27 protein-coding genes and 1 tRNA gene are annotated in these 22,300 nt (G+C 58.9%); 17 read left to right on the top strand and 11 right to left on the bottom strand.

The genetic code is table 11. The features are described from left to right. The first annotated feature begins 1 nt into the window (after nt 1). The gene (locus QYQ93_RS19340; protein ID WP_338475276.1) at nt 2-1,237 is read left to right on the top strand and encodes a cytochrome c; all 1,236 of its coding nucleotides are present in this window, start codon (nt 2-4) and stop codon (nt 1,235-1,237) included. Between the two features lie 65 nt (nt 1,238-1,302). Here the strand turns inward: QYQ93_RS19340 and QYQ93_RS19335 are convergent, their stop codons facing one another. Further along, nucleotides 1,303-2,586, bottom strand: a complete 1,284-nt coding sequence (locus tag QYQ93_RS19335; protein ID WP_043049551.1) for an NAD(P)/FAD-dependent oxidoreductase — start codon at nt 2,584-2,586, stop codon at nt 1,303-1,305. Nucleotides 2,587-2,770: 184 nt separating this feature from the next. Here QYQ93_RS19335 and QYQ93_RS19330 point away from each other — a divergent pair. From QYQ93_RS19330 to QYQ93_RS19310, 5 genes are all read left to right on the top strand, one after another. After that, nucleotides 2,771-2,847, top strand: a tRNA-Val gene (locus tag QYQ93_RS19330). 635 nt (nt 2,848-3,482) lie between these two features. Continuing rightward, a complete protein-coding gene (locus QYQ93_RS19325; protein ID WP_043049552.1) occupies nt 3,483-4,199 on the top strand; it encodes a DUF969 domain-containing protein in 717 nt (238 codons plus the stop codon). Beyond that, nucleotides 4,196-5,146: a DUF979 domain-containing protein gene (locus QYQ93_RS19320; protein WP_046068927.1), complete on the top strand. Its 951-nt coding sequence runs from the start codon at nt 4,196-4,198 to the stop codon at nt 5,144-5,146. Before QYQ93_RS19325 ends, QYQ93_RS19320 begins: the two co-directional genes overlap by 4 nt. Nucleotides 5,147-5,153: 7 nt before the next feature. Continuing rightward, the gene (gene pcp / locus QYQ93_RS19315; RefSeq protein ID WP_338475275.1) at nt 5,154-5,768 is read left to right on the top strand and encodes a pyroglutamyl-peptidase I; all 615 of its coding nucleotides are present in this window, start codon (nt 5,154-5,156) and stop codon (nt 5,766-5,768) included. Between the two features lie 73 nt (nt 5,769-5,841). Beyond that, on the top strand, nt 5,842-6,315 hold the full coding sequence (locus QYQ93_RS19310; protein WP_338475274.1) for an anti-virulence regulator CigR family protein: 474 nt from the start codon (nt 5,842-5,844) through the stop codon (nt 6,313-6,315). A 12-nt stretch (nt 6,316-6,327) separates the two neighbouring features. Here the strand turns inward: QYQ93_RS19310 and QYQ93_RS19305 are convergent, their stop codons facing one another. Genes QYQ93_RS19305 through QYQ93_RS19295 form a run of 3 tightly spaced genes read right to left on the bottom strand, consistent with a single transcriptional unit; the run spans nt 6,328 to nt 8,699 of the window. Then, nucleotides 6,328-7,728, bottom strand: a complete 1,401-nt coding sequence (locus QYQ93_RS19305; protein WP_338475273.1) for a heavy metal sensor histidine kinase — start codon at nt 7,726-7,728, stop codon at nt 6,328-6,330. Next, on the bottom strand, nt 7,725-8,396 hold the full coding sequence (locus QYQ93_RS19300) for a heavy metal response regulator transcription factor (protein WP_043049557.1): 672 nt from the start codon (nt 8,394-8,396) through the stop codon (nt 7,725-7,727). The genes QYQ93_RS19305 and QYQ93_RS19300 overlap by 4 nt, the downstream gene beginning before the upstream one ends. 42 nt (nt 8,397-8,438) lie before the next feature. After that, on the bottom strand, nt 8,439-8,699 hold the full coding sequence (locus QYQ93_RS19295) for a DUF2790 domain-containing protein (protein WP_043049558.1): 261 nt from the start codon (nt 8,697-8,699) through the stop codon (nt 8,439-8,441). Nucleotides 8,700-8,906: 207 nt separating this feature from the next. Here QYQ93_RS19295 and QYQ93_RS19290 point away from each other — a divergent pair, with 207 nt between their 5' ends. Beyond that, complete coding sequence (locus tag QYQ93_RS19290) at nt 8,907-9,575, top strand: HAD family hydrolase (protein WP_043049559.1); 669 nt, start codon at nt 8,907-8,909, stop codon at nt 9,573-9,575. Between the two features lie 26 nt (nt 9,576-9,601). Here the strand turns inward: QYQ93_RS19290 and QYQ93_RS19285 are convergent, their stop codons facing one another. From QYQ93_RS19285 to csrA, 3 genes are all read right to left on the bottom strand, one after another. After that, the gene (locus tag QYQ93_RS19285; protein WP_043049560.1) at nt 9,602-9,886 is read right to left on the bottom strand and encodes a hypothetical protein; all 285 of its coding nucleotides are present in this window, start codon (nt 9,884-9,886) and stop codon (nt 9,602-9,604) included. Between the two features lie 92 nt (nt 9,887-9,978). After that, the gene (locus QYQ93_RS19280) at nt 9,979-10,239 is read right to left on the bottom strand and encodes a hypothetical protein (RefSeq protein ID WP_043049561.1); all 261 of its coding nucleotides are present in this window, start codon (nt 10,237-10,239) and stop codon (nt 9,979-9,981) included. Between the two features lie 209 nt (nt 10,240-10,448). Continuing rightward, a complete protein-coding gene (csrA, locus tag QYQ93_RS19275; RefSeq protein WP_043049562.1) occupies nt 10,449-10,643 on the bottom strand; it encodes a carbon storage regulator CsrA in 195 nt (64 codons plus the stop codon). A gap of 262 nt (nt 10,644-10,905) precedes the next feature. On the opposite strand from csrA, the gene QYQ93_RS19270 reads away from it, so the two are divergent. After that, nucleotides 10,906-11,271 carry a sporulation protein gene (locus QYQ93_RS19270; protein WP_043049563.1) on the top strand — a complete coding sequence of 122 codons (366 nt, stop codon included), beginning with the start codon at nt 10,906-10,908 and terminating at the stop codon, nt 11,269-11,271. 30 nt (nt 11,272-11,301) lie between these two features. On the opposite strand, the gene QYQ93_RS19265 is transcribed toward QYQ93_RS19270, so the two are convergent. The 3 genes from QYQ93_RS19265 to QYQ93_RS19255 form a co-directional block, all read right to left on the bottom strand. Further along, a complete protein-coding gene (locus QYQ93_RS19265) occupies nt 11,302-11,991 on the bottom strand; it encodes an endonuclease (RefSeq protein ID WP_043049564.1) in 690 nt (229 codons plus the stop codon). 4 nt (nt 11,992-11,995) lie between these two features. Continuing rightward, on the bottom strand, nt 11,996-12,277 hold the full coding sequence (locus tag QYQ93_RS19260; RefSeq protein ID WP_043049565.1) for a DUF1654 domain-containing protein: 282 nt from the start codon (nt 12,275-12,277) through the stop codon (nt 11,996-11,998). Between the two features lie 213 nt (nt 12,278-12,490). After that, nucleotides 12,491-13,579, bottom strand: coding sequence for an asparaginase (locus QYQ93_RS19255; protein WP_043049566.1), 1,089 nt, complete (start codon nt 13,577-13,579; stop codon nt 12,491-12,493). 564 nt (nt 13,580-14,143) lie between these two features. On the opposite strand from QYQ93_RS19255, the gene QYQ93_RS19250 reads away from it, so the two are divergent. The 7 genes from QYQ93_RS19250 to QYQ93_RS19220 are packed head-to-tail and all read left to right on the top strand — an operon-like array spanning nt 14,144 to nt 21,112. Further along, nucleotides 14,144-15,103 carry a sugar ABC transporter substrate-binding protein gene (locus QYQ93_RS19250; protein WP_043049567.1) on the top strand — a complete coding sequence of 320 codons (960 nt, stop codon included), beginning with the start codon at nt 14,144-14,146 and terminating at the stop codon, nt 15,101-15,103. A gap of 57 nt (nt 15,104-15,160) precedes the next feature. Then, entirely contained in the window at nt 15,161-16,714 is a 1,554-nt protein-coding gene (locus QYQ93_RS19245; protein WP_338475272.1) for a sugar ABC transporter ATP-binding protein, read from the top strand. Beyond that, entirely contained in the window at nt 16,711-17,688 is a 978-nt protein-coding gene (locus tag QYQ93_RS19240) for an ABC transporter permease (RefSeq protein ID WP_003192502.1), read from the top strand. Before QYQ93_RS19245 ends, QYQ93_RS19240 begins: the two co-directional genes overlap by 4 nt. Before the next feature lie 3 nt (nt 17,689-17,691). Next, complete coding sequence (locus QYQ93_RS19235) at nt 17,692-18,714, top strand: LacI family DNA-binding transcriptional regulator (RefSeq protein WP_043049569.1); 1,023 nt, start codon at nt 17,692-17,694, stop codon at nt 18,712-18,714. Nucleotides 18,715-18,737: 23 nt separating this feature from the next. Continuing rightward, nucleotides 18,738-19,655, top strand: a complete 918-nt coding sequence (rbsK, locus tag QYQ93_RS19230) for a ribokinase (protein ID WP_043049570.1) — start codon at nt 18,738-18,740, stop codon at nt 19,653-19,655. Next, nucleotides 19,652-20,056: a D-ribose pyranase gene (gene rbsD / locus QYQ93_RS19225; protein WP_043049571.1), complete on the top strand. Its 405-nt coding sequence runs from the start codon at nt 19,652-19,654 to the stop codon at nt 20,054-20,056. Before rbsK ends, rbsD begins: the two co-directional genes overlap by 4 nt. A 27-nt stretch (nt 20,057-20,083) precedes the next feature. Then, the gene (locus QYQ93_RS19220; RefSeq protein ID WP_043049572.1) at nt 20,084-21,112 is read left to right on the top strand and encodes a nucleoside hydrolase; all 1,029 of its coding nucleotides are present in this window, start codon (nt 20,084-20,086) and stop codon (nt 21,110-21,112) included. Nucleotides 21,113-21,145: 33 nt separating this feature from the next. On the opposite strand, the gene QYQ93_RS19215 is transcribed toward QYQ93_RS19220, so the two are convergent. Further along, complete coding sequence (locus QYQ93_RS19215; protein ID WP_043049573.1) at nt 21,146-21,352, bottom strand: hypothetical protein; 207 nt, start codon at nt 21,350-21,352, stop codon at nt 21,146-21,148. Between the two features lie 155 nt (nt 21,353-21,507). Here QYQ93_RS19215 and QYQ93_RS19210 point away from each other — a divergent pair, with 155 nt between their 5' ends. Both QYQ93_RS19210 and QYQ93_RS19205 read left to right on the top strand, forming a co-directional pair. After that, entirely contained in the window at nt 21,508-21,813 is a 306-nt protein-coding gene (locus tag QYQ93_RS19210; RefSeq protein ID WP_043049574.1) for a hypothetical protein, read from the top strand. A gap of 144 nt (nt 21,814-21,957) precedes the next feature. Next, nucleotides 21,958-22,278 carry an I78 family peptidase inhibitor gene (locus QYQ93_RS19205; RefSeq protein WP_043049575.1) on the top strand — a complete coding sequence of 107 codons (321 nt, stop codon included), beginning with the start codon at nt 21,958-21,960 and terminating at the stop codon, nt 22,276-22,278. The last annotated feature ends 22 nt before the right edge of the window (nt 22,279-22,300 follow it).

Here is a 22,300-nt window from a genome sequence, read left to right as displayed (position 1 = left end):
CATGAAGCTATTTCTGACCCGCCTGACCCTGGCGGTCGGCCTGGCTGCGCCAGTGTTGTTTGCCCATGCCGATGATCAGGTCAAGCGCGGTGAATACCTCGCCCGCGCAGCTGACTGCATGGCGTGCCACACGGCACCGGGCGGCGCGCCGTTTGCGGGCGGCTTGCCGATCGTCTCGCCGTTCGGCACGATCTATGGCACCAATATCACGCCGAGCAAAGAGCACGGCATCGGTTTGTACAGTGATGAGGAGTTCTTCGCTGCGCTGACCGAAGGCAAGCGTCGCGACGGTGCACATTTGTATCCGGCGATGCCATACACCTCGTACCACCTGATGCCCCGTGAGGATTCGGACGCGATTCACGCGTACCTGAAAACTATCGAGCCTATCGAGCGCGCCGCGCCGGAGACCCGCCTGAGCTTTCCGTTCAACGTGCGCCTGGGCCTGATCGGTTGGAACCTGCTGTACGGCAAAGCCCTGAAACTGGAGCCGGCCGAAGGCAAAAGCGATACCTGGAAACGCGGCCAGTACATGGTCGAGGTACTCGGTCATTGTGGCGAATGCCACACACCCCGCGGCCTGCCGGGTGCGATGCAATTGGACAAGCGCCTGACCGGCGGCATTCTCAACGGGTATCTGGCGCCGAGCCTGCTCGCTACTGACCTGGCGGCTCGCGGCTGGAATGAGCAGGACCTGGCCACATTCCTCAAGCACGGCATGAGTGCCCAAGGCACGATGTTCAACGAGATGTTCCCGGTGTTCCATAACAGCACCCAGGGCTTGAGCGATCCGGATCTGGCGGCGATGGCGACGTTCCTGCTGGGCGATAAACCGCCGGCCGCCAAAGCGCTGGTCGAAGTGCCGATGGATCAACTCAGCCCGAGCGCTCAGCGCGGCCGCCAGGAATACCTGAACGTCTGCGCCGGTTGCCATGCCGCAGGTGGCGAAGGCAAGCCGCACATCGCAGTGGCCATGCGCGGTAACACCACGTTGCGCCTGGAAGACCCGCGCAACCTGCTGCGCGTGATCGAGGACGGTATCGGCGAACAGAAATTTTCCGGGTTCGAGCACATGCAACCGATGCCGGGGTTTTCCGACAAGCTCAATGCACAACAGCTGACCGATCTGCTCAATTACCTGCGCCAAGGCTGGGGCGGCCAATCGGCTGAGCTGGCCGTGAACGATGTGCAGAAGCTGCAAGCCCAGGCGCCGTCCGCAGAACACGAGGCGCATTGACGGCAGTGTAGAAAGCGCTCAACCAGTGTGGGAGCGAGCAAGTCGCTCTCACACCGGGTGTGTGTCTACATTCCGAATTTATCCCGCAGGCCGTAATACCAAGCCCCCAGCGCCGCAAATGGCGTGCGCAACAGCTGCCCACCCGGGAACGGGTAATGCGGCAGGTCGGCAAACGCATCAAAGCGCTCTGCCTGACCTCTTAGCGCTTCTGCCAGCACCTTGCCTGCCAGGTGCGTGTACGTCACGCCATGGCCGCTGCAACCCTGTGAGTAATAGATGTTGTCACCAAGACGGCCTACCTGCGGCAAGCGCGACAGCGTCAGCAGGAAGTTGCCGGTCCAGGCGTAATCGATCTTCACATCCTTCAACTGCGGGAATGCCTTGAGCATTTTCGGCCGGATGATTGCCTCGATATTCGCCGGGTCCCTGGCGCCATACACCACGCCGCCGCCGAAGATCAGGCGCTTGTCACTGGTGAGGCGGTAGTAGTCGAGCAGGTAGTTGCAGTCCTCGACACAGTAATCCTGCGGCAACAAGGTCTTGGCCAATTCGTCGCCCAGTGGTGCGGTGGTGATCACCTGCGTGCCACACGGCATCGATTTGGCTGCCAGCTCCGGCACCAGGTTGCCCAGATAGGCATTGCCGGCAACGATGATGAATTTGGCCCTGACCCTGCCTTCGGCGGTGTGCACCACGGGGTTGGCGCCGCGTTCGATACGCACCGCTGCCGATTGCTCATAGATCGTACCGCCCAGCGACTCAACCGCGGCCGCTTCGCCCAGCGCCAGGTTGAGCGGGTGGATGTGCCCGCCGCTCATATCCAGCAAGCCGCCGACATAGTTGTCACAGGCCACCACCTCGCGGATGCGGCGTTCGTCCAGCAACTCCAGTTGCGTATGGCCGTAGCGTTCCCACAGGCGCTTCTGCGATTCCAGGTGGCCCATATGCTTACTGTTGAGCGCGGCAAACACACCGCCGTCCTTCAAGTCGCACTGGATCTGGTACTTGGCCACGCGCTCGCGAATGATCCTGCCGCCTTCAAAGGCCATCTGCCCGAGCAATTGTGCTTGCTTAGGGCCGACGCTGCGCTCGATCACGTCGATATCGCGGCTGTAACTGTTGACGATCTGCCCACCGTTACGGCCCGAGGCACCAAAGCCGACCTTGGCTGCTTCCAGGACGGTCACGCGAAAGCCGTTCTCCAGCAGGAACAGCGCGCTGGAAAGCCCGGTATAACCGGCACCAATCACGCACACATCGGTTTCGACTTCACCTTGCAGTGTCGGGCGAGGCGGAACTGCATTGGCGGAAGCGGCGTAATACGACTGGGGGTAGGGGGTGTTCGCCATCCTGGAACCTCTGTTTTATATTTTTTACGAGTGCGGCGATCCTACCTGAGTTGAAAATTGCCTGCCAGCCACCGGGAAATCACAGGCGTGCCCGGCGCAAATAAAAAATTCGCATATTCATAGGCTTAGCTGCAAAAAAGATGTTGACACCCCTCCGGAATTCCGTAGAATGCCGCCTCACAGCAGGCACGTAGCTCAGTTGGTTAGAGCACCACCTTGACATGGTGGGGGTCGTTGGTTCGAGTCCAATCGCGCCTACCAAACAAAATCCGCTCTGCTGGGCGGTCTGGAAGGGCTCACCGAAAGGTGGGCCCTTTTTTGTTACCTGGAATTTGGGCAATGGTCACCCACAGACGCCTCGCGGCGTACTTCGGGGTTTGAAGGGTGGGTCAGCAGAACAGCGTAGCCACCGACAGCAGGCAGATTATCTGGACGAACACTTGGCAGCGTATCTCGCCAATCGTGGTCGCCATATCACTCATTTGTCCGGCATACATAGCGCGAGCCCTCATTGTCGGCATAACACCGTGAACGAACTGCAGGTACACACAGCTGCATTGTGGAGTATAGGTTCTGTTTGGGAATCCATATGGCTGAACCGATGATCAGTTCCTCTTCGGGAATCCATACATCTTTTTTCAAAAAAACCGGGTCTGAATCCACCTGCTGGCGTTCGATTGCTCGGTGCCATCCCCCACAAAAATTATTGGTTTGCAGCAACAATTTTTCTTGTTGGACACTCCCCGCCCTCAGGCAGCAAAGTTGCCGCCACTGACGCTCGACCTTCCGGGTCAACAATAAAAAACCGAGCCGACTGCACGCCAATTCATGCTGTGAGCCCTTTGCCCACATCCTGCTGTATGGCGCCGCAGCGCGCACTAAAGGACCTCTCCGCCATGCAAACAGTAGTGAATTTATGGCCGTTGATCGGCGTACTTGTCATCGTGGTCGGCTTTGTATTGCGCTTCAATCCGCTTTTGGTGGTCACCGCGGCCGCCATCGCCACCGGGTTCGCCGCCCAGTTTCCGCTGGAAAAAATTCTCGCCACCATGGGCGATGGCTTCCTCCAGACCCGTGCCCTGCAATTGATTCTGTTACTGCCGCTGGCGGTGATTGGCCTGTTGGAGCGCCATGGCCTGCGCCTGCATGCGCAGAACTGGATCGCCCGCTTCGAGCGCGCCACGGTTGGGCGTTTGCTGATCATGTATCTGTTTGTGCGTGAATCCACGGCCGCCATGGGGCTTACCAGCCTGGGTGGGCACCCGCAAATGGTGCGCCCGCTGTTGGCGCCCATGGCCGAAGGCGCGGCGGAAAAACGCTACGGCAAGCTGCCGGACAAGCTGCGGCATAAGGTATTGGCCATGTGCGCGGCCACCGACAACGTCGGGCTGTTTTTTGGTGAAGATATTTTTGTCGCTTTCGGTGCGATTGCGTTGATGCATACCTTCCTGTTGGGCTCGGGCATTGATGTGGAACCGTTGCACATTGCCGTATGGGGCATTCCCACGGCGATCTGTGCCTTCATCATTCACGCTATCCGCTTGCATCGTTTTGATCGACGCCTGACCCGAGAGATGAGCCCGGCTACCGCTCCGGTGGAGGCTGCGCAATGATCATTTCCATTCAATACCTGTACTGGCTGGCCGGTGTGCTGTTGCTGATCACCGCGGGCATGATCCTGCTCGATCGCTCCCATCCCAAGCGCTGGTCCAGCGCGCTGTTCTGGCTGCTGTTCGCCATACCGTTCCTGGTGGGGGAGCGCTTGCCTTCGGTGGTCATCGGTGTCGGTGTAGTGGTGATGGCGTTGATCGCAGGGCTGGGCGGTGTTGGTCGTGGCCAGCACGCCGAATTGCACGACAAGGCGTCCCGCGCCAGTGCCGGGCGCCTGGGCCATAAATTGTTTATCCCGGCATTGGCGATCCCGCTGACCACGGTGATTGGTTCGGTATTGCTCAAACACACTGAAATAGGCGGTGTACCGCTGCTGGACCCGAAGAACACCACCTTTGTGTCCCTCGGCATCGGCTGCCTGATTGCCTTGGGCCTGGCCTGCTGGCTGACCCGCGATACGCCGGTACAAGCCTTGCGCGAATCGCGCCGCCTGACCGAGGCCCTGGGCTGGGCGATGGTGCTGCCGCAGATGCTGGCGATGCTCGGCTTGCTGTTCAATGAAGCTGGGGTGGGCACTGCTGTCGCCCACGTCACCACCACTTATATCAACCTGGATTACAAGTTGGTGGCGGTGATGGTGTATGTGCTGGGTATGGCCTTGTTTACCGTGATCATGGGTAATGGCTTCGCGGCGTTCCCGGTAATGACAGGTGGCGTCGGCGTGCCGGTACTGGTGGGGATTTATGGCGGCAACCCCGCGGTGATGGCGGCGATCGGCATGTTTTCCGGCTACTGCGGTACGCTGATGACGCCGATGGCGGCCAACTTCAACATCGTACCGGCAGCGTTATTGGAGCTGCCTGATAAAAACGCGGTGATCAAGGCCCAGATACCCACGGCGCTGATGATGCTGGTGGTCAATATCGTGCTGCTTTATCTGTTGATGTGAGGCTCATATGCAAACGGTGCTGCTGACGGGCTTCGAGCCCTTTGATAACGACTTGGTGAACCCCTCCTGGGAGGCGGCGCGACAGCTCGATGGCGTGCAAGTGGTCGAGGGCGTGCAGATTGTCGCGCGTTGCTTGCCGTGCGCCTTTGCCACCGCAGGCGCGTACCTGTCCCAACTGATCAGCGAGTTGAACCCGTCGATGGTGATTGCTACCGGCCTGGCACCTGGGCGCAGCGAGATGTCCATCGAGCGGGTGGCGATCAATATCAACGACGCACGCATCCCCGACAACCTCGGGCAACAACCGATTGATACGGCGGTGGTGGTCGATGGCCCGGCTGCGTACTTCTCGACGTTGCCGATCAAGTCCATGGTCAAGGCACTGCGCGAGGCCGGTGTTGCGGCAGCGGTTTCGCAAACGGCGGGGACCTTTGTGTGCAACCAGGTGTTCTATCTTTTGCAACATCGGCTGGTTGGGGCCGGGATACGCGGTGGGTTTATCCATATCCCGAGCTCTCCACCACCGGGCCAGCCTTCGCAGGTTGAAGGCTTGCGGCTGGCGGTCTCTACGGCTTGGCTCACCCAGGCCGATGTGGTCGAAACGGGTGGGCAGGTGAGCTGACGGCTGGGCTGCGCATAAAAGGTGGGGAAACTTCGGCTATAGTTCAAAAGCGTATCCACCTTGGAAAACCATCATGATCAAGTGCCCGAAGTTCGTGTCTGTCGCGTTGTCTCTCGCGCTGTTTGCGGGTAGCGGTCTTACCCTGGCTGATCCCGGTAATGGCAAGGGTCAAGGTAATAACAAGGGAGAGCAGGGCCAGGGTAATAACAAAGGCGGTAACCAGGGTGCACAAGGCCACGACAAGCCCAAAGGCAAAAGCGGCTCAGGTGGTCATGGCCCCAGCGTTGATCGAGGGAGCGTGCTGAATGTGTTGGGCGGTTATCGCGATTACTGGAGCCCAGGGCCTGCATTGCCACCAGGTATCCAGAAGAACCTGGCGCGTGGCAAGCCGCTGCCACCCGGTATCGCCAAGAAGCTCGACGGCCGCCTGTTGGGACGGTTGCCCCATTACGATGGTTATGAATGGCAGCAAGCGGGAACCGACTTGATCTTGGTGGCCATTGCCAGTGGCATTATCTACGAAGTGCTCAATGGCGCCTTTGATTGAGCGGGTGAAGGTTCAGGCCTCCTGTGCTGGAAAAAACAACTCGAAGCACGTCACGCCGCCTTCACTGGTAACGCCATAGCGGCCGTTATGCAATTGCATGATGGTCGCCACAATCGACAGTCCCAGCCCGTTGGACTGGGACGAACATTCGCGGGATTCATCCACCCGGTAAAAGCGTTCGAACAACCTGGGCAAATGCTCGGCGGCAATGGTTTGGCCGTGGTTGCTGACCCTCAGGTGGGTACCTCCGGTCGTCGGGATTGCCTGGATACTCAGCTCGGTGTTCGGCGCGCCATACTTGATGGCATTGGCACACAGGTTCGCCAGGGCTCGGCGCAGTAGCATCGGTTCAGCCCAGATCACCCCTTCGCCCAAGCCAACGATGTGCATGCCCACATCACCGGCCAACCCCTCGAAATAATCTGCGATGCGTTCCACTTCATCCGCTGCATCCAGCTCCTGGCGTTGGCGCAAGGCGCTGACAGGGTCGGTACGGGCCAGGAACAACATGTTATCGAGCATCCGCGCCAGGCGTTCGAGCTCTTCGACGTTGGAGGCCAGCAGTTGTTGGTAACTCTCCATGCTGCGGCTCTGTTGCAGGGCAACCTGGGTTTCACCGAGCAAATTGTTGATCGGGGTACGCAGCTCGTGGGCCATATCGGTGGAGACCTGGCCCAGCTGGATAAAACCTTTGGCCAGCCGTTCAAGCATGGTGTTGAAGGAGTCAATCATCGGCAGCAGTTCTTTGGGGGCGCCGTGGCTGTCGAGACGTTCGGCCAGGTTACTGACGCCGATGCCCTGTGCATGGCTGGCCAGGCGCCGCAACGGCACCAACCCACGGTGTACCAGCACATAACCGACCAAGGCGAGGATCACCGCTGCGATGCTGGCCAGGATGAACACGTTCAAGCGATAACGCCCGAGCATGGTCGTGCGCTCGGCCATCAGGCGCCCGACGGTGATTTGCAGGCTGCCCAGGTCACCGGTGTCGATGGACGCCGCCACTGTGGCCAACGGTACGCCGCTCACATCGAGGAAATGCTGCACGTCGGCAAGCCCAAGCGCATGGTCTTTCGTCACGGGCGATACCGGGGGAATCTGGATGTTGCCAGGGTTCACCAGCAATAACGCTTGCTGCCCGGGTGCGGCGATGCTCAATACCGACTCACTGTTGCCCAGCATATTCTGGAACAGCTCCGGCTTGGATTTGATCAGCTCCAGGGTGTTGCCGTCATTAAGCAGGTTGCGCAGTTGGTTGGCGCGCGAGATCAGCGCGGCGTCGTCACGCTTGATCAGTTCACGCTCCAGCTCGCGGTACAACGTCACGCCCAGGGTTGCCAGCAAGGCGAAGGCGAGCAAGGCGAAGATCAGCGCCAGGCGCAGGGTCAGGGAGTAGTGGCGATGACGGTTCATGGCTGGGTATCGAAGCGGTAGCCAATGCCCCGCACGCTGTGGATCAGCTTGAGCTGGAACGGGTCGTCGATTTTCAGGCGCAGGCGTCTGACGGCCACATCCACTACGTTGGTGTCGCTGTCGAAGTTCATGTCCCATACCCGCGAGGCGATCAACGAGCGGGACAGCACCTGGTCCTGGTGCGTGGCGAACAGGTGCAGCAGGGCGAATTCCTTGTTGGTCAGGGTAATGCGCGTGCCGGCACGGGTGACACGGCGCTTGAGCACGTCAATGTGCAGGTCGGCGATGTGCAGCTGTTCTTCCTCGCGGCTGGGGCCGCGGCGGTTGAGGGTGCGCAGGCGTGCGACCAGCTCGGCGAAGGAGAAGGGCTTGATCAGGTAGTCGTCGGCACCCAGTTCCAGGCCTTTGATGCGGTCGGCGATATCATCCCGGGCGGTGAGGAACAGCACCGGCGTATCGGCTTCTTTACGCAGGCGGCGCAGCACTTCCCAGCCGTCCATCTTCGGCATCATCACGTCCAGCACAATCACGTCGAAGGGCGTCTCCAGGGCCTGGTGTAAACCATCCACGCCATCGCGGGCCAGGCTTACTGAGTGGCCCAGCTCCTGCAGGCCGTTGAACAGATAATTGCCGGCCTTGGGTTCGTCTTCGACTACGAGGATGTTCATGGCTGATGTCCTGCTTCAATAAGTGGCGCAAGTGTAGCCCGATCAATTGTCACTGGCGCAACCAATGCCCTGGACCTGGTAATCCAGCACGTGTTCGCGGTCCTGGTGGTCCAGGTAACGCAATTGCGCCGGTACGACTCCGCATTGGCCATAGGTGTCGGTGCTCGACAGCACCTTGGCCACATCCAGGTGTACGAAGAAGCCGGTCTGGTCATGAATGACGTTGGAGGCAGGGACCGTGTCGGCAGCGAACGCCGAGCCGGTGGTGAGCAGAGCGGCAAAACCGAGGGTAAACAGTTTCATGGTGGTATCTCTCGTTACGGATTGGCTGCCGCAGTGGCAGTGAGTTCACGGTAACCAGGCAATCCCAACAGCCAACCAACAGGATCATGACAAGTTCGTCATTCTTGACGTGAGACCGATACGTAGGCGGTTTGAGGGGGCTCAGCGTTTACAAGCGTGAAGGTGATCCGTAGATTGCAGGGGTCCAGCTCATGAGGAAGCCGCGTAGTGTCCATCCCGAATCCAACTGTGTTTACCCGGCGCTATCGCGCCTTCCTGTTCGACATGGACGGGACCCTGCTTAACTCCATCGCCGCAGCCGAGCGGGTATGGAGTATCTGGGCGGAACGTCACGGCCTGGACGTGGAGGCCTTTCTGACCACCATTCATGGCGCCCGCGCGATTGATACCATTACTCGCCAGGCCTTGCCGGGTGTCGATCCCGAAGTGGAAGCTCGGTGGATCACCGAGGCTGAGTTGAATGATGTCGAAGGGGTTGTTGCGATTCCTGGCGCTGTAGAGTTTTTGAAGGGCTTGCCCATCGATCAATGGGCGCTGGTCACATCCGCTCCAAAGGCATTGGCGATGCGCCGACTGCAAGCGGCAGGCATTCCAGTACCGGAAGTATTAGTGACAGCCGAAGACGTGGCGAGCGGCAAGCCGGATCCGGCCTGCTATGTGCTGGGTGCCCAGCGCCTGGGCGTGCCGGTGCAAGACTGCCTGATATTCGAGGACGCCACCGTGGGAATCCGAGCGGGCGAGGCGGCGGGGGCGGATATCATGGTCGTAACCTCTGCGCACCTGACGCCGATGCTGACTGATCATGCTTGTATCGAGGGGTATAACGGGTTGCGGGCGCTACGCGACGCTGATGGCTTGCTTTGTGTTCATCGTTGACACCTGATGCACAGAAGGCCGAGCCTTTACTGGGCTCGGCCTTCTGTGCAGGCGGCTGCTTGCAACCGGCTGCTTTTCATTCCCTGACGCGACAACACCATTTCCCTGAGTATCTCTGTGGCGAGCCGATTGATGGCTTCAGTGCCGTGATAATGCGCCCGCACGATTCCAGTAACCGCAAAATGATCGGTTTCCGGGCTGCTGAGAACGGCTGACAAGGTACCGTCGGCATGCAGTGTGCACTCAACCCTGTAGCTGGGAAGGCGGTCTGCCAAGGCCGTTTCGATTTGGGATTTGCTGAGCGTGTCCATCTGTTCCTGCACCTTTGACTGACTGTGCATGCCCAAGCATAGGTCTTGTTGCTCAACTGTAAATACCGGCGATCCGATAGCATGCAGCGGTATCAGCGTAGGGTTTGCTGGTGTGCACGATCAGCTGCGCGTTGGCACAACTTGCGCAAAATAACCTTTTGCATGGGTTTGAGGCAGAACACCAGCAAGTAACCGCACAGCAGAAGTGTCAAGTCCAGCCAGGCGTGGTCATCGGTAAAGGCCCGTTCAGCTTCCACTCTCAACCCATACCCGAGCGCCAGGAAAACCAAGCCTATCAGCAGGGCGATCATCCAGGATCGGGTAACAAGTGGGGGCGTCGCGACTGGCCTCATCGACGTGCTCCTGAATGCACTCGGATGGCGGAAAAAAGCGTCACAAATTGGGCTACGAATAGATCGACAAGTTCCAGGTACGCGGACAGTTTCATCTTGCAGCGAAGAGACATGCAAAGGACGCGCTGGTCACGCAAAAAAGCGCGAGCAGGCCGATTGGGTTTTCGCCAGCCATTACAATGAACGAAAAGGCTGGCTACTGAGGCGTTTCAAGGCATCTGGTTTTTGTCGGGTGCAGTCAGGCCAGCCTGGATGCGCTGGTAAATCTCCTCGCGATGCACGGCAACATCCTTGGGGGCGTTGATGCCGATTCGTACTTGCTGGCCGCTAACGCCCAGGATGGTGATCGTAATGTCATCACCGATGTTTATGCTTTCACCGACTTTGCGGGTGAGTATAAGCATGGACTTCTCCTTGATTACTTTTAAGGACACATGTTTCAGACAGGGCAGGTGTCGGATGTGTGTAGCTTACTGCGAAGCGCTTCCCTGTGACTGCCTCTTTTAGGACGCATAGAGGCGACATTAATTCCCATGGCGGCATCATACAGGTCGCGATACATCATTCGCATTGTTTGAACCAACGTTTATGACGGCCAGAATAGACAGCGAATGGTAAAGTCGCCTCTTTGATCCTCAAAGGAGCAGGGCAGTGCGTAAAGTAGCGATGGCAATTGTGGTGTTGACGTTGGCCGGATGCGGTGAAGGTAAATCGGTCGATGCCCCCAAGGCCAAGCCTGCCGTGACTGAAAACCTGCCACAAACCGGTGCGATTGCCGCTCAGGAATGGGATCTATGGGTCGGCCCGCCGGACCACAAGCTGCAGGCGATCACTGACCTGACCGCCTGGTTGCTGGAGCATGGTTTCAGTTTTTACATCGTGAAGGTCGATGGCAAGGATGAGGTGCGGCTGGGGCCGTTCGCTACCAAAGCGGAGGCCGAAGCCAGGCAGGCGTTGCTTAATGAAAAGATGGCCAGGGCCAAAAAAACCGATACGGTGTCGGAGATCGTCGAACACAAGGCTGCACAGTAAGGCCTGAGTGGGCGGCATCCCCGCCCACATTCAGCCGCAGGCCTTCAGGTTCACCGGGCCGACAAACTCGTTGCCTCGCCCCATCACACAGGCCACGGTCTGGTTGCGCTGGCGCTCCCAGGTCTGCACTGGATAGGTCTTGTTCCAGGCTTCATACAGTTGCCGGTCCTGTTTCGACAGGCGCAGACCGTACTGCTTGCTCATATAAAAATACGTGCGTGCGATCATTCCACGAATGGAAGGGCGTGGCATGACCTTCTTGGCCTTGAAATCCACCTGGGTCAGGCATGAGCCGTACTGCCCGCTTTGCACCGGCAGCCAACCAAAGCTGAAGTTGTTACGGTCGCCATTCACTTCGCCGATGCTCGGCACCAGGTTGTGCAGGTCAGCTTCGGCGCGCTTGAACACCTCGTCATGGCGCGTGCAGTTTTTTCGCCCGCCACTTTGCCAGCATTGGCGCTGATGCCCGATCTGCCAGGCCGGCACGATGTGTTCCCACTCGATGCGCGCAGCGCGGTTGGCGTTTTTGCGCGGGATGTAGCCACAGGCTTTCAGGTCCACACGATTACCTGTGTACTTACACCCGCAATAGAACTCGGTGGATTGCGGGGCGTAGAGCTTCCAGGCAATTTTCTTGGCTTCGCTGAAGGTTCGAGGGGCTTGGGCGTGGGCGGTGACGGTAAAAAACAGACAGCACAGGGCAATAAAGCGGGCACTCATTCAATCAATCTTCCTTCGGCACAACCCAGAAAATCTGCACGCCGCCGTCATCCCGATAAGCCAGGGTGACATTGTCGTTTTCAGCAATTTCTTCCAGGAGACGCTGCCACTCGTCCTCCGGCTCATCGGGTAAACGGAAGATCAAGGCTGCCTTGGCCTTCTGGGCGTTGGTCGAATTGATGATTTTTTGCACGCGGATGGCCAGGCGCTGGTAGGCGTCAGGCGATGCTGATACTGCGGACGGGGGCTTTGCCACGGAGCATTCCTTAATAGGCTGTACGCACATACAGTATTTAAATGTAGGCGATTTCGCAACTGCTTAAATTTCAAGAAGTTCGTCTGACAGCGATTAAGGAAATTTGTTGAGAGGTGGGACAAAGGAACTGTAGGAGCGAGCTTGCTCGCGAAAAACGTGATAGCGCCGCAGTGAGTCAGCTTTGCGCGTTATCGTTAGCGTTCTTCGCGAGCAAGCTCGCTCCTACAGGTCGATCAACAGGTATCAGTATTCCCAGAACATCCGTTGCAGTTCCTTGCTGTCCTGGGTCTTGGTCAGGGCGACCATTGCCAGGATGCGGGCTTTCTGCGGGTTCAGGTCATGGGCGGCAACCCAGTCATATTTGTCATCAGGTTGTTCCGCGTTACGCAGGACGAAACCGCCGGCATTCACGTGGGAAGAGCGAATGATCTGCACGCCTTGCTTGCGCAATTCCTGCAGGGCAGGGACCACCTTGGAAGAGACCGAGCCATTGCCGGTACCTGCGTGGATGATGGCCTTGGCGCCAGCCTGGGCCAGTGCCTTGGCGGCGGTGTCGCTCACGTTGCCATAGCCGTAGGCAATTTCGACATCTGGCAGGCTCTTGATGGTTTTGATATCGAATTCCGAATCCATGGTGTGACGCTTGGCCGGCAGACGGAACCAGTAGGATTTGCCTTCAACGACCATGCCCAGCGGGCCCCACGGGCTCTTGAAGGCCTCGGTCTTGATGTTGATCATCTTGCTCACGTCGCGACCCGATTGGATCTCGTCGTTCATGGTGACCAGTACGCCTTTGCCGCGTGCATCCTTACTGCCGGCGACGGCAACCGCGTTGTACAGGTTGAGCATGCCGTCCGCCGACATGGCAGTGCCTGGGCGCATGGAACCGACCACCACGATAGGCTTGTCGGTTTTCTCCACCAGGTTGAGGAAGTAGGCGGTTTCTTCAAGGGTGTCGGTGCCGTGGGTGATCACGATGCCGTCGACATCCTTGCTGTCGGCCAATTCAGCGACGCGACGGCCCAGTTGCAGCAGGTTTTCGTTGTTGATGCTTTCCGAGGCAATTTGCATTACCTGCTCGCCGCGCACATTGGCGATCTGGCCAAGTTCGGGCACGCCGGCAATCAGTTGTTCGATGCCGACCTTGGCTGCCTGGTAGGTAGCGCTATTGGCGGCACTGGCACCGGCACCGGCGATGGTGCCGCCTGTGGCCAGGATGACCACGTTGGACAGTTTAGCCTTGGTTTCAACTTCTTTTGCCTGGGCGGCAAGGGGGAACAGCAGCAGGAGCGCGAGGGCGCCCGGGACAAAGTTCTTCAGTGCAGATGTCATTATTTTTCTCTCTGGTTTTTGATGAGTGCTGTTGCAGGTTCATCTAGAACACCCGGGCGGTTCTGAGCGCCGCAGGGTGCTGGGAAAGAGCAGGATTCATACCAGACTGATGGTGCTTGCTGTTTTAATTTAACGTTTTGATTTAGAACAGGTTTTATCGAATTTTAAGATCGCTGGCGCGACGCCTCGTCCGGCTTTCCGAACGGCGCAGGGTTGTTGTGTTCGGTTGTCCGAAAGCCTGTACGGATTATCCTGGTGGCTCGTACGGCTTCGGCGGGCGTGATCTGTCGTTTCAGGGATTATTCGGTAAAGGGCTTTGCTTAAACGTATCAGTGGCTTCGATCGAGCAGCCAGTTCTGAACAGCTGGATGGAAGGCTTGTTTTCTACCGTTGACAAATCCCGACAAGGTTCTCATAGTTTGTTTAACGCAAACGTTTGCGAGATGTTTCACGACGCACTCTTTGAGTACCGTGACAGCTCGTATCGGCCACCCAGGTGGGAGGCTGCCGAAGGCTCTTCGGTGCAAGCGTTGCTCACAATAATCATAAGATCGGAGTGAACCCATGAAGCTGCCATTTGCTGGACGTCTTCTTGCTGTCGCTGTGCTTGCTGCCGCATCCGCCGCTTTACCTCTCTCCTCTGCATTTGCTGAAGACGCCGCCGCCAAGCCCAAGGTTGGCTTGGTGATGAAGTCCCTTGCCAATGAGTTCTTCGTCACGATGCAAGAGGGCGCGAAGGCTTATCAGAAAGAACACACCGCCGATTTCGACATGATTACCAACGGTATCAAGAACGAAACCGACACCAGCGCACAGATTGCCATCGTTAATGAAATGATCAATTCCAAGGTCAACGCCATTGTGATCGCACCCGCCGATTCCAAAGCGCTGGCCAACGTACTGAAGAAAGCCTCTGATGCTGGTATCAAGGTCGTCAACATCGACAACCGCCTTGACCCTGACGTACTCAAAAGCAAAAACCTCGATATTCCTTTCGTAGGCCCGGACAACCGCAAAGGCTCCAAGCTGGTGGGCGACTACCTGGCCAAGCAACTCTCCGCGGGTGACAAGGTTGGCATCATCGAAGGCGTACCGACCACCACCAACGCCCAGCAGCGTACTGCGGGCTACAAGGATGCGATGGATGCCGCGGGCATGAAGATCGTCTCCACCCAATCCGGTAACTGGGAAATCGACCAGGGCCAAAAGGTTGCGTCGGCGATGCTGAGCGAACACCCCGATCTCAAGGCGCTGCTGGCCGGCAATGACAACATGGCCCTGGGTGCCGTCTCTGCTGTACGTGCAGCGGGCAAGGCCGGCAAGGTGCTGGTCGTAGGCTACGACAACATCGAAGCCATCAAGCCGATGCTGCAGGACGGACGTGTGCTCGCGACTGCCGACCAGGCTGCCGCCCAGCAAGCCGTGTTCGGTATCCAGAACGCGTTGAAGCTGGTCAAGGGTGAAAAAGTCGATGCCAAAGATGGCGTGATCGAAACCCCGGTCGAACTCGTCCTCAAGAAGTAATCCTGGCAGTACCCAACAGCGCTCGCTCGTCCTGGGCGGGCGCCTGGAGATTTTCCTATGTCATCTTCCGCCCCGAACGCTGTCCTCTCGGTCAGCGGTATCGGTAAGACCTATGCCCAGCCGGTTCTGTCCGATATCACCCTGACGCTCAATCGCGGGGAAGTGCTGGCGCTGACCGGTGAGAACGGCGCAGGCAAAAGTACCTTGTCGAAGATCATTGGCGGCCTGGTCACGCCGACCACTGGGCACATGCAGTTCAATGGCCAGGATTTTTGCCCCGCCAGCCGTACCCAGGCCGAAGCCTTGGGCGTACGCATGGTCATGCAGGAACTCAACCTGCTGCCGACACTGACGGTGGCTGAAAACCTGTTCCTGGATAATCTGCCAAGCAGCTGTGGCTGGATCAGCCGCAAACAACTGCGCAAGGCTGCGATCGACGCCATGGCCCAGGTCGGCCTGGACGCGATCGACCCGGATACGCTGGTTGGCAGCCTGGGCATTGGTCATCAGCAAATGGTCGAGATTGCCCGTAACCTGATCGGCGACTGTCATGTACTGATCCTCGACGAACCCACGGCCATGCTCACCGCCCGTGAAGTCGAGATGCTGTTTGAACAAATCACCCGCCTGCAGGCCCGAGGCGTGGCGATCATCTATATTTCGCACCGGCTGGAAGAGCTGGCCCGTGTCGCCCAGCGCATTGCGGTACTGCGCGACGGCAAGCTGGTCTGCGTCGAGCCGATGGCCAATTACAACAGCGAGCAGTTGGTGACCTTGATGGTTGGTCGCGAGCTGGGCGAACACATCGACCTGGGCCCGCGTACGATTGGTGCCCCGGCCTTGACCGTGACCGGCCTGAGCCGCTCGGACAAGGTTCGCGACGTCTCATTTGCAGTGCGAGCTGGCGAGATTTATGGCATCTCCGGCTTGATCGGCGCCGGTCGCACCGAATTGCTCCGCCTGATCTTCGGCGCCGACCTGGCCGACAGCGGCACCGTGGCCCTGGGCTCGCCGGCCAAGGTGGTGAGTATCCGCTCGCCGGTGGACGCGGTCGGTCACGGCATTGCCCTGATCACCGAAGACCGCAAAGGCGAGGGCCTGCTGCTGACTCAGTCCATCAGCGCCAATATCGCCCTGGGCAACATGCCGGAAATCTCCGGTGGCGGCCTGGTCAATAGCCGCGATGAAACGGCCTTGGCCAAGCGCCAGATCGACGCGATGCGGATCCGCAGTTCCAGCCCGGCGCAATTGGTCTCCGAGCTGTCGGGGGGCAACCAACAGAAGGTGGTGATCGGCCGTTGGCTGGAGCGCGATTGTTCGGTGATGCTGTTCGATGAGCCGACCCGGGGCATCGATGTCGGCGCCAAGTTCGACATCTACGCCTTGCTCGGCGAACTGACGCGCCAGGGTAAGGCGTTGGTGGTGGTGTCCAGTGACCTGCGTGAGCTGATGCTGATCTGTGACCGCATCGGCGTATTGTCCGCCGGACGCCTGATCCAGACCTTCGAGCGTGACAGCTGGACCCAGGACGAATTGCTCGCCGCCGCCTTTGCCGGCTACCAGAAACGTGACGCGCTGCTCAACGAGGCAGCGCCTAGGAATACCCCATGAAAACAAGCATTTCCCCCGGTAAGACTGGCGGCAACTTCTATGGCCTGGGTACTTACCTGGGCCTGGCGGGTGCTTTGCTGGCGATGATTGCGCTGTTCTCGGTGCTCAGCGACCACTTCCTGTCCTATGACACCTTCAGCACCCTGGCCAACCAGATTCCGGACCTGATGGTGCTGGCGGTGGGCATGACCTTCATCCTCATCATCGGCGGCATCGATCTGTCGGTAGGTTCCGTGCTGGCATTGGCGGCGTCGGCGGTCAGCGTGGCGATTCTTGGCTGGGGCTGGAGCGTGCTGCCCGCCGCTTTGCTGGGCATGGGTTGCGCCGCATTGGCCGGTACCATCACCGGCTCCATCACCGTGGCCTGGCGCATTCCGTCATTTATCGTGTCCCTGGGTGTGCTGGAGATGGCGCGTGGCGTGGCCTACCAAATGACAGGCTCGCGCACCGCCTATATCGGTGACTCGTTTGCCTGGCTGTCCAACCCGATTGCGTTTGGCATTTCACCATCGTTCATCATCGCGCTGCTGGTGATCATTGCGGCCCAGCTGGTTCTGACCCGTACTGTATTCGGGCGTTACCTGATCGGTATCGGCACCAACGAAGAGGCGGTGCGCCTGGCTGGCATCAATCCCAAACCCTACAAGATCCTGGTGTTCAGCCTGATGGGCCTGTTGGCCGGTGTGGCTGCCCTGTTCCAGATTTCGCGTCTGGAAGCGGCGGATCCGAATGCCGGTTCGGGCCTGGAACTGCAAGTGATCGCCGCCGTGGTGATTGGCGGCACCAGCCTGATGGGCGGGCGCGGTTCGGTCATCAGTACGTTCTTCGGTGTGTTGATCATTTCGGTATTGGCTGCCGGCTTGGCGCAGATCGGCGCAACGGAACCCACGAAACGCATCATTACCGGTGCAGTGATCGTGATCGCCGTCGTCCTCGATACTTACCGCAGCCAGCGCGCCAGTCGGCGGGGCTGAACCATGGCAACGATCAAGGATGTGGCAGCGCTTGCAGGTATTTCCTACACCACGGTATCCCATGTGGTGAACAAGACTCGGCCGGTCAGCGAGCCGGTACGCATCAAGGTCGAGGCGGCAATCAAGCAATTGGACTACGTGCCCAGTGCCGTAGCACGTTCGCTCAAGGCTAAGACCACGGCCACCATCGGCCTGCTGGTGCCCAACAGCCTCAACCCGTATTTCGCGGAGCTGGCCCGTGGCATCGAGGATTACTGCGAGCGTAATGGTTACTGCGTGATCCTCTGCAACTCCGATGACGACGCTGAAAAGCAGCGCAGTTACTTGCGCGTACTGCTGGAAAAGCGTGTCGACGGCTTGATCGTGACGTCGGTAGGTGGTGATGACAGTGGCCTTGCCGCTGGCTTGAGTGCGGTGCGCACGCCCATGGTGATTGTCGATCGGGCGCTGGATGGTATCGATGTCGATCTGGTACGCATCGACCACGAAGAGGGCGCTTACCTCGCGACCCGGCACCTGCTGGAGTTGGGACATCGGGACATTGCCTGTATTGGCGGCCCGGGGCATACCCGCGTGGCGCAGATGCGCCTTGCCGGCTACCAGCGTGCGTTGCGTGAGGCCGGTGTCGAAGTGTTGGCCAGCCGTATCCTGGAAAGCGACTTCACCAGCACCGGGGGTTATACCGCAGCGGTGCAGTTGCTCTCGGAAAACCCGCCCAGCGCGATTTTCGCCAGCAACGATATGATCGGCTTTGGCGTACTGCGCGCCGCTGCCGAGCGAAATATCCGTGTGCCAGGTGAGCTATCGGTGATCGGTTTTGACGACATCCAGATGGGGCGCTACGTGTACCCGGCATTGACGACGGTCGGGCAGTCGATCCTGCAGCTGGGCGAGACCGCGGCCGAATTATTACTGCAACGAATAGCAACACCCCAACTGCCGATCGATCAACGTATCGTGACGCCGAGTATAGTTTTGCGTGAGTCGACGGCGCCATTGGCCGGTGTGTTCGCCCAATACCGCTGAAACGAATTGATGAGTAGTGATGTATGCCAGCAAAAGTAGTGGTAGTAGGCAGCTTGAACATGGACCTGGTCACCCGTGCCAGTCGCTTGCCGCATGCCGGTGAAACCCTGGTCGGCCAAAGCTTTTCCACCGTTCCCGGAGGTAAGGGCGCCAACCAGGCCGTCGCAACGGCGCGCCTGGGGGCCGGCGTGGCGATGATTGGTTGCATCGGCACCGACGCCTACGGCAGTCAACTGCGCGAGGCATTGGTGGTGGAAGGTATCGATTGCCAAGCGATCAGCACCGTGGAAGGTTCCAGCGGTGTGGCGTTGATCGTGGTGGATGACAGCAGCCAGAACGCAATTGTTATTGTGGCGGGTAGCAACGGTGAGCTGACGCCCGAGTCGCTGAAAACCTGCGACGCTGTGCTGCAGGCGGCAGAGGTGATCATCTGCCAGCTTGAAGTGCCGATGGACACCGTTGGCTATACGCTCAAGCGCGGTCGTGAGTTGGGCAAGACGGTCATCCTCAATCCGGCCCCGGCAAGCGGGCCTCTGCCCGCGCAGTGGTATGCCTCGATCGACTACCTGATCCCCAATGAAAGTGAGGCCACCGCCCTGAGCGGTGTGGCGGTCAACTCGCTCGACAGCGCCAAGGTCGCCGCGATGGCGCTGATCAAGGCGGGGGCGGGTAAAGTCATCATCACCCTGGGCGCCCAGGGCGCGCTGTTCGCGGATGGTAAAAGCTTCGAGCATCTGGTCGCGCCAAAGGTCAAGGCGGTGGACACCACGGCCGCCGGCGACACCTTCGTCGGTGGCTTTGCCGCTGCGCTGGCTGCTGGCAAGAGCGAGCTCGAGGCCATCCGTTTTGGCCAGGTCGCGGCAGCGCTGTCGGTCACCCGTAACGGCGCTCAGCCTTCCATTCCTACGCTGCACGACGTACAAGGTTTTGTGCCCTCATGAAAAAGACCCCCCTGCTCAATATCGCCTTGTCTCGCATGATCGCATCCCTGGGTCACGGTGACATCCTGGTCATCGGCGATGCCGGCCTGCCGGTACCTCCCGGTGTGGAACTGATCGACCTGGCGCTGACCCAGGGCATTCCGGATTTCATCAGCACATTACGCATTGTGCTGAGCGAAATGCAGGTAGAAAGCCACGTGCTGGCCGAAGAAATCCTGCTCAAGCAACCGCCTGCGCTGACCCAACTCAATATACTCACAGAGCAGGCCGCGTTGGGTGAACGACGCCTGCTCAGCCATGATCAGTTCAAGCAACTGAGTCGCAACGCCCGCGCGGTTGTGCGCACCGGCGAATGCCAGCCTTACTGCAATATCGCGCTGGTGTCCGGCGTAACGTTCTAGCGTCCCCCCTATGACAAGGAGTGCTTTATGCAACGTGGTCTACCTACCCTGAAAAACCTGTTCCGGAGTGTCCTGCTTTTGTCCGCGCTCACAGCAGCAAGCGCCCAGGCGGCGGAAAAAATCGACCTGATCATCGACACTGATCCGGGTGCCGATGATGTGGTGGCGCTGTTGTTTGCCATGGCTTCGCCAGAGGAGCTGAGCATTCGTGCGCTGACCACCGTCGCCGGTAACGTGCGCCTGGACAAGACCTCCCGCAATGCGCGCCTGGCGCGTGAGTGGGCAGGGCGTGAGGATATTCCGGTGTATGCCGGTGCACCCGCGCCGCTGTTACGCAAGCCGATCTATGCCGAGAACATCCATGGCAAGGAAGGCATTTCCGGCGTCACCGTGCACGAACCGAAAAAAGGCCTGGCCGAAGGTAATGCCGTTGACTACCTGATCAAGACCCTGGGCAGCGCCAAGCCGCACAGCATTACCATCGCCATGCTCGGTCCGCAGACCAACCTGGCGCTGGCGCTGACCCAGGCGCCGGAAATCACCCAAGGCATCAAGGAAGTGGTGGTGATGGGCGGCGCGCACTTCAATGGCGGTAATATCACGCCGGTGGCCGAGTTCAACCTGTTCGCCGATCCAGTCGCGGCTGAGATCGTGCTCAAAAGCGGTGTGAAGTTGACTTACCTGCCATTGGACGTGACCCATAAAGTTCTCACCAGCGATGCGCGCCTGAAAAAGATTGCGGACCTGAACAACAACGCAAGCAAGGTCGTCAGCAGCATTCTGAATGAGTACGTCAAGGGTGACATGGAGCACTACGGCATTCCAGGCGGTCCGGTCCACGATGCGACCGTGGTTGCCTACCTGCTCAAGCCTTCGCTGTTCAGCGGTCGTCAGGCCAATATGGTCGTAGACAGCCGCGAAGGTCCGACTTTCGGCCAGACCATCGTCGATTGGTATGACGGACTCAAGCAGGAGAAGAATGTGTTTTGGGTGGAGAACGGCGACGCCCAGGGCTTCTTCGATCTGCTGACCGAGCGTCTGGCGCGTCTGAAGTAAGGCGTTTACCGGTCAGCGTTCGCTGGCCGGTTCTTATTTGTGCGCTGGTGCGCCCATATGGTCGGCCGGATATTTCTCGAATACCTGGCCGATGAATGCTTGTGCAGCTTGGGTGCCCAGCTCCTTGACCAGCAGGTCGATACCGATGATCGCCATTTCTTCCGGGCTGGTGGGGCTGTAGGAGCTTTGCCCTTGGGGCCATTTGGCTTTGATGTCGGCTTGGATCGTTACGGTGGTCATGGAAATCTCACGGGCTGAAAGTACTGGGCAATGCGCTGGAATGCGGTTCCAGCGGGCGCAGTTAAGCATTTTGCGCGGCATTTGGCACTGCTACTTAGGCATGAAGGAGGGGGTGTGCGACACTGCGAGCCTGTCCAATAGCCGGGAAACAACGCGTGCAGATCAATTTGAACAACCCTGAGGACCTGACCCAGGCTACCGTGCGCGAACTGCTTGCCAGCGCCAGTGACGATGAACATACCCAACTGCGGGTCACCAGGGAGGGTATTGCCTATATTTCTTCGGGGACCGTGGGAGGCGTTGATATCGACGGCCTGCTCTTTCGGCTGGAGACCTGGTCGAAGGGCTCCGGGTATGTCGGCATCGTCGCGGCAAGCGACGAAGTCTGGGTCATGCAGATTTTTAACGCGCTGAAGCAGAATTGGCCTACACCTTCTTCTGACTACATTGATATCTACTAGGTGCGTTCATATCTAGTCACGATTGACAGGGCGCTTGACTGCTGTGAGTGAGGCAGACTTGCGCGCAGGCGGTTAACGTCTTGAAACCAATCGCTTTGACTGCTGTCGCACGATCTCTGTCCATTTTTTATCATAGGAGGCTTCATGCCTTGGAAGCTCGCATCATTCGGTACTTTGTTGGCAGCACTCGCGTTGGCGGGTTGCAGCACCCCGGGTGCCTCTGAGCCAGGCAAAGGCGCCGCCGCGACCGATACCGGTCATAGCCGCTGTGAGTCGAAGGCCGCCGAGTTTGCAATCGGCCAGAAAGCCTCGCCCCAGTTGCTGGAGCAGGCCCGTACGCGTGCCGGTGCGCAGAATGCACGCATTCTCAAGCCCAACGATATGATCACGCTGGAGTATCGCTCCGACCGCTTGAACCTGAACACCGATAACAACCTGGTGATCACTCGGGTCAATTGCGGCTGATTGCCCTGCGGCTTTTGCATCG

Origin of the sequence: Pseudomonas khavaziana (genome assembly GCF_036704165.1) — a bacterium.
In the GTDB taxonomy this organism is placed as follows: Bacteria; Pseudomonadota; Gammaproteobacteria; order Pseudomonadales; family Pseudomonadaceae; genus Aquipseudomonas; species Aquipseudomonas khavaziana.
The sequence above is the reverse complement of the archived record's forward strand: the minus strand, read 5'-3'. Positions and strand labels throughout refer to the sequence as shown.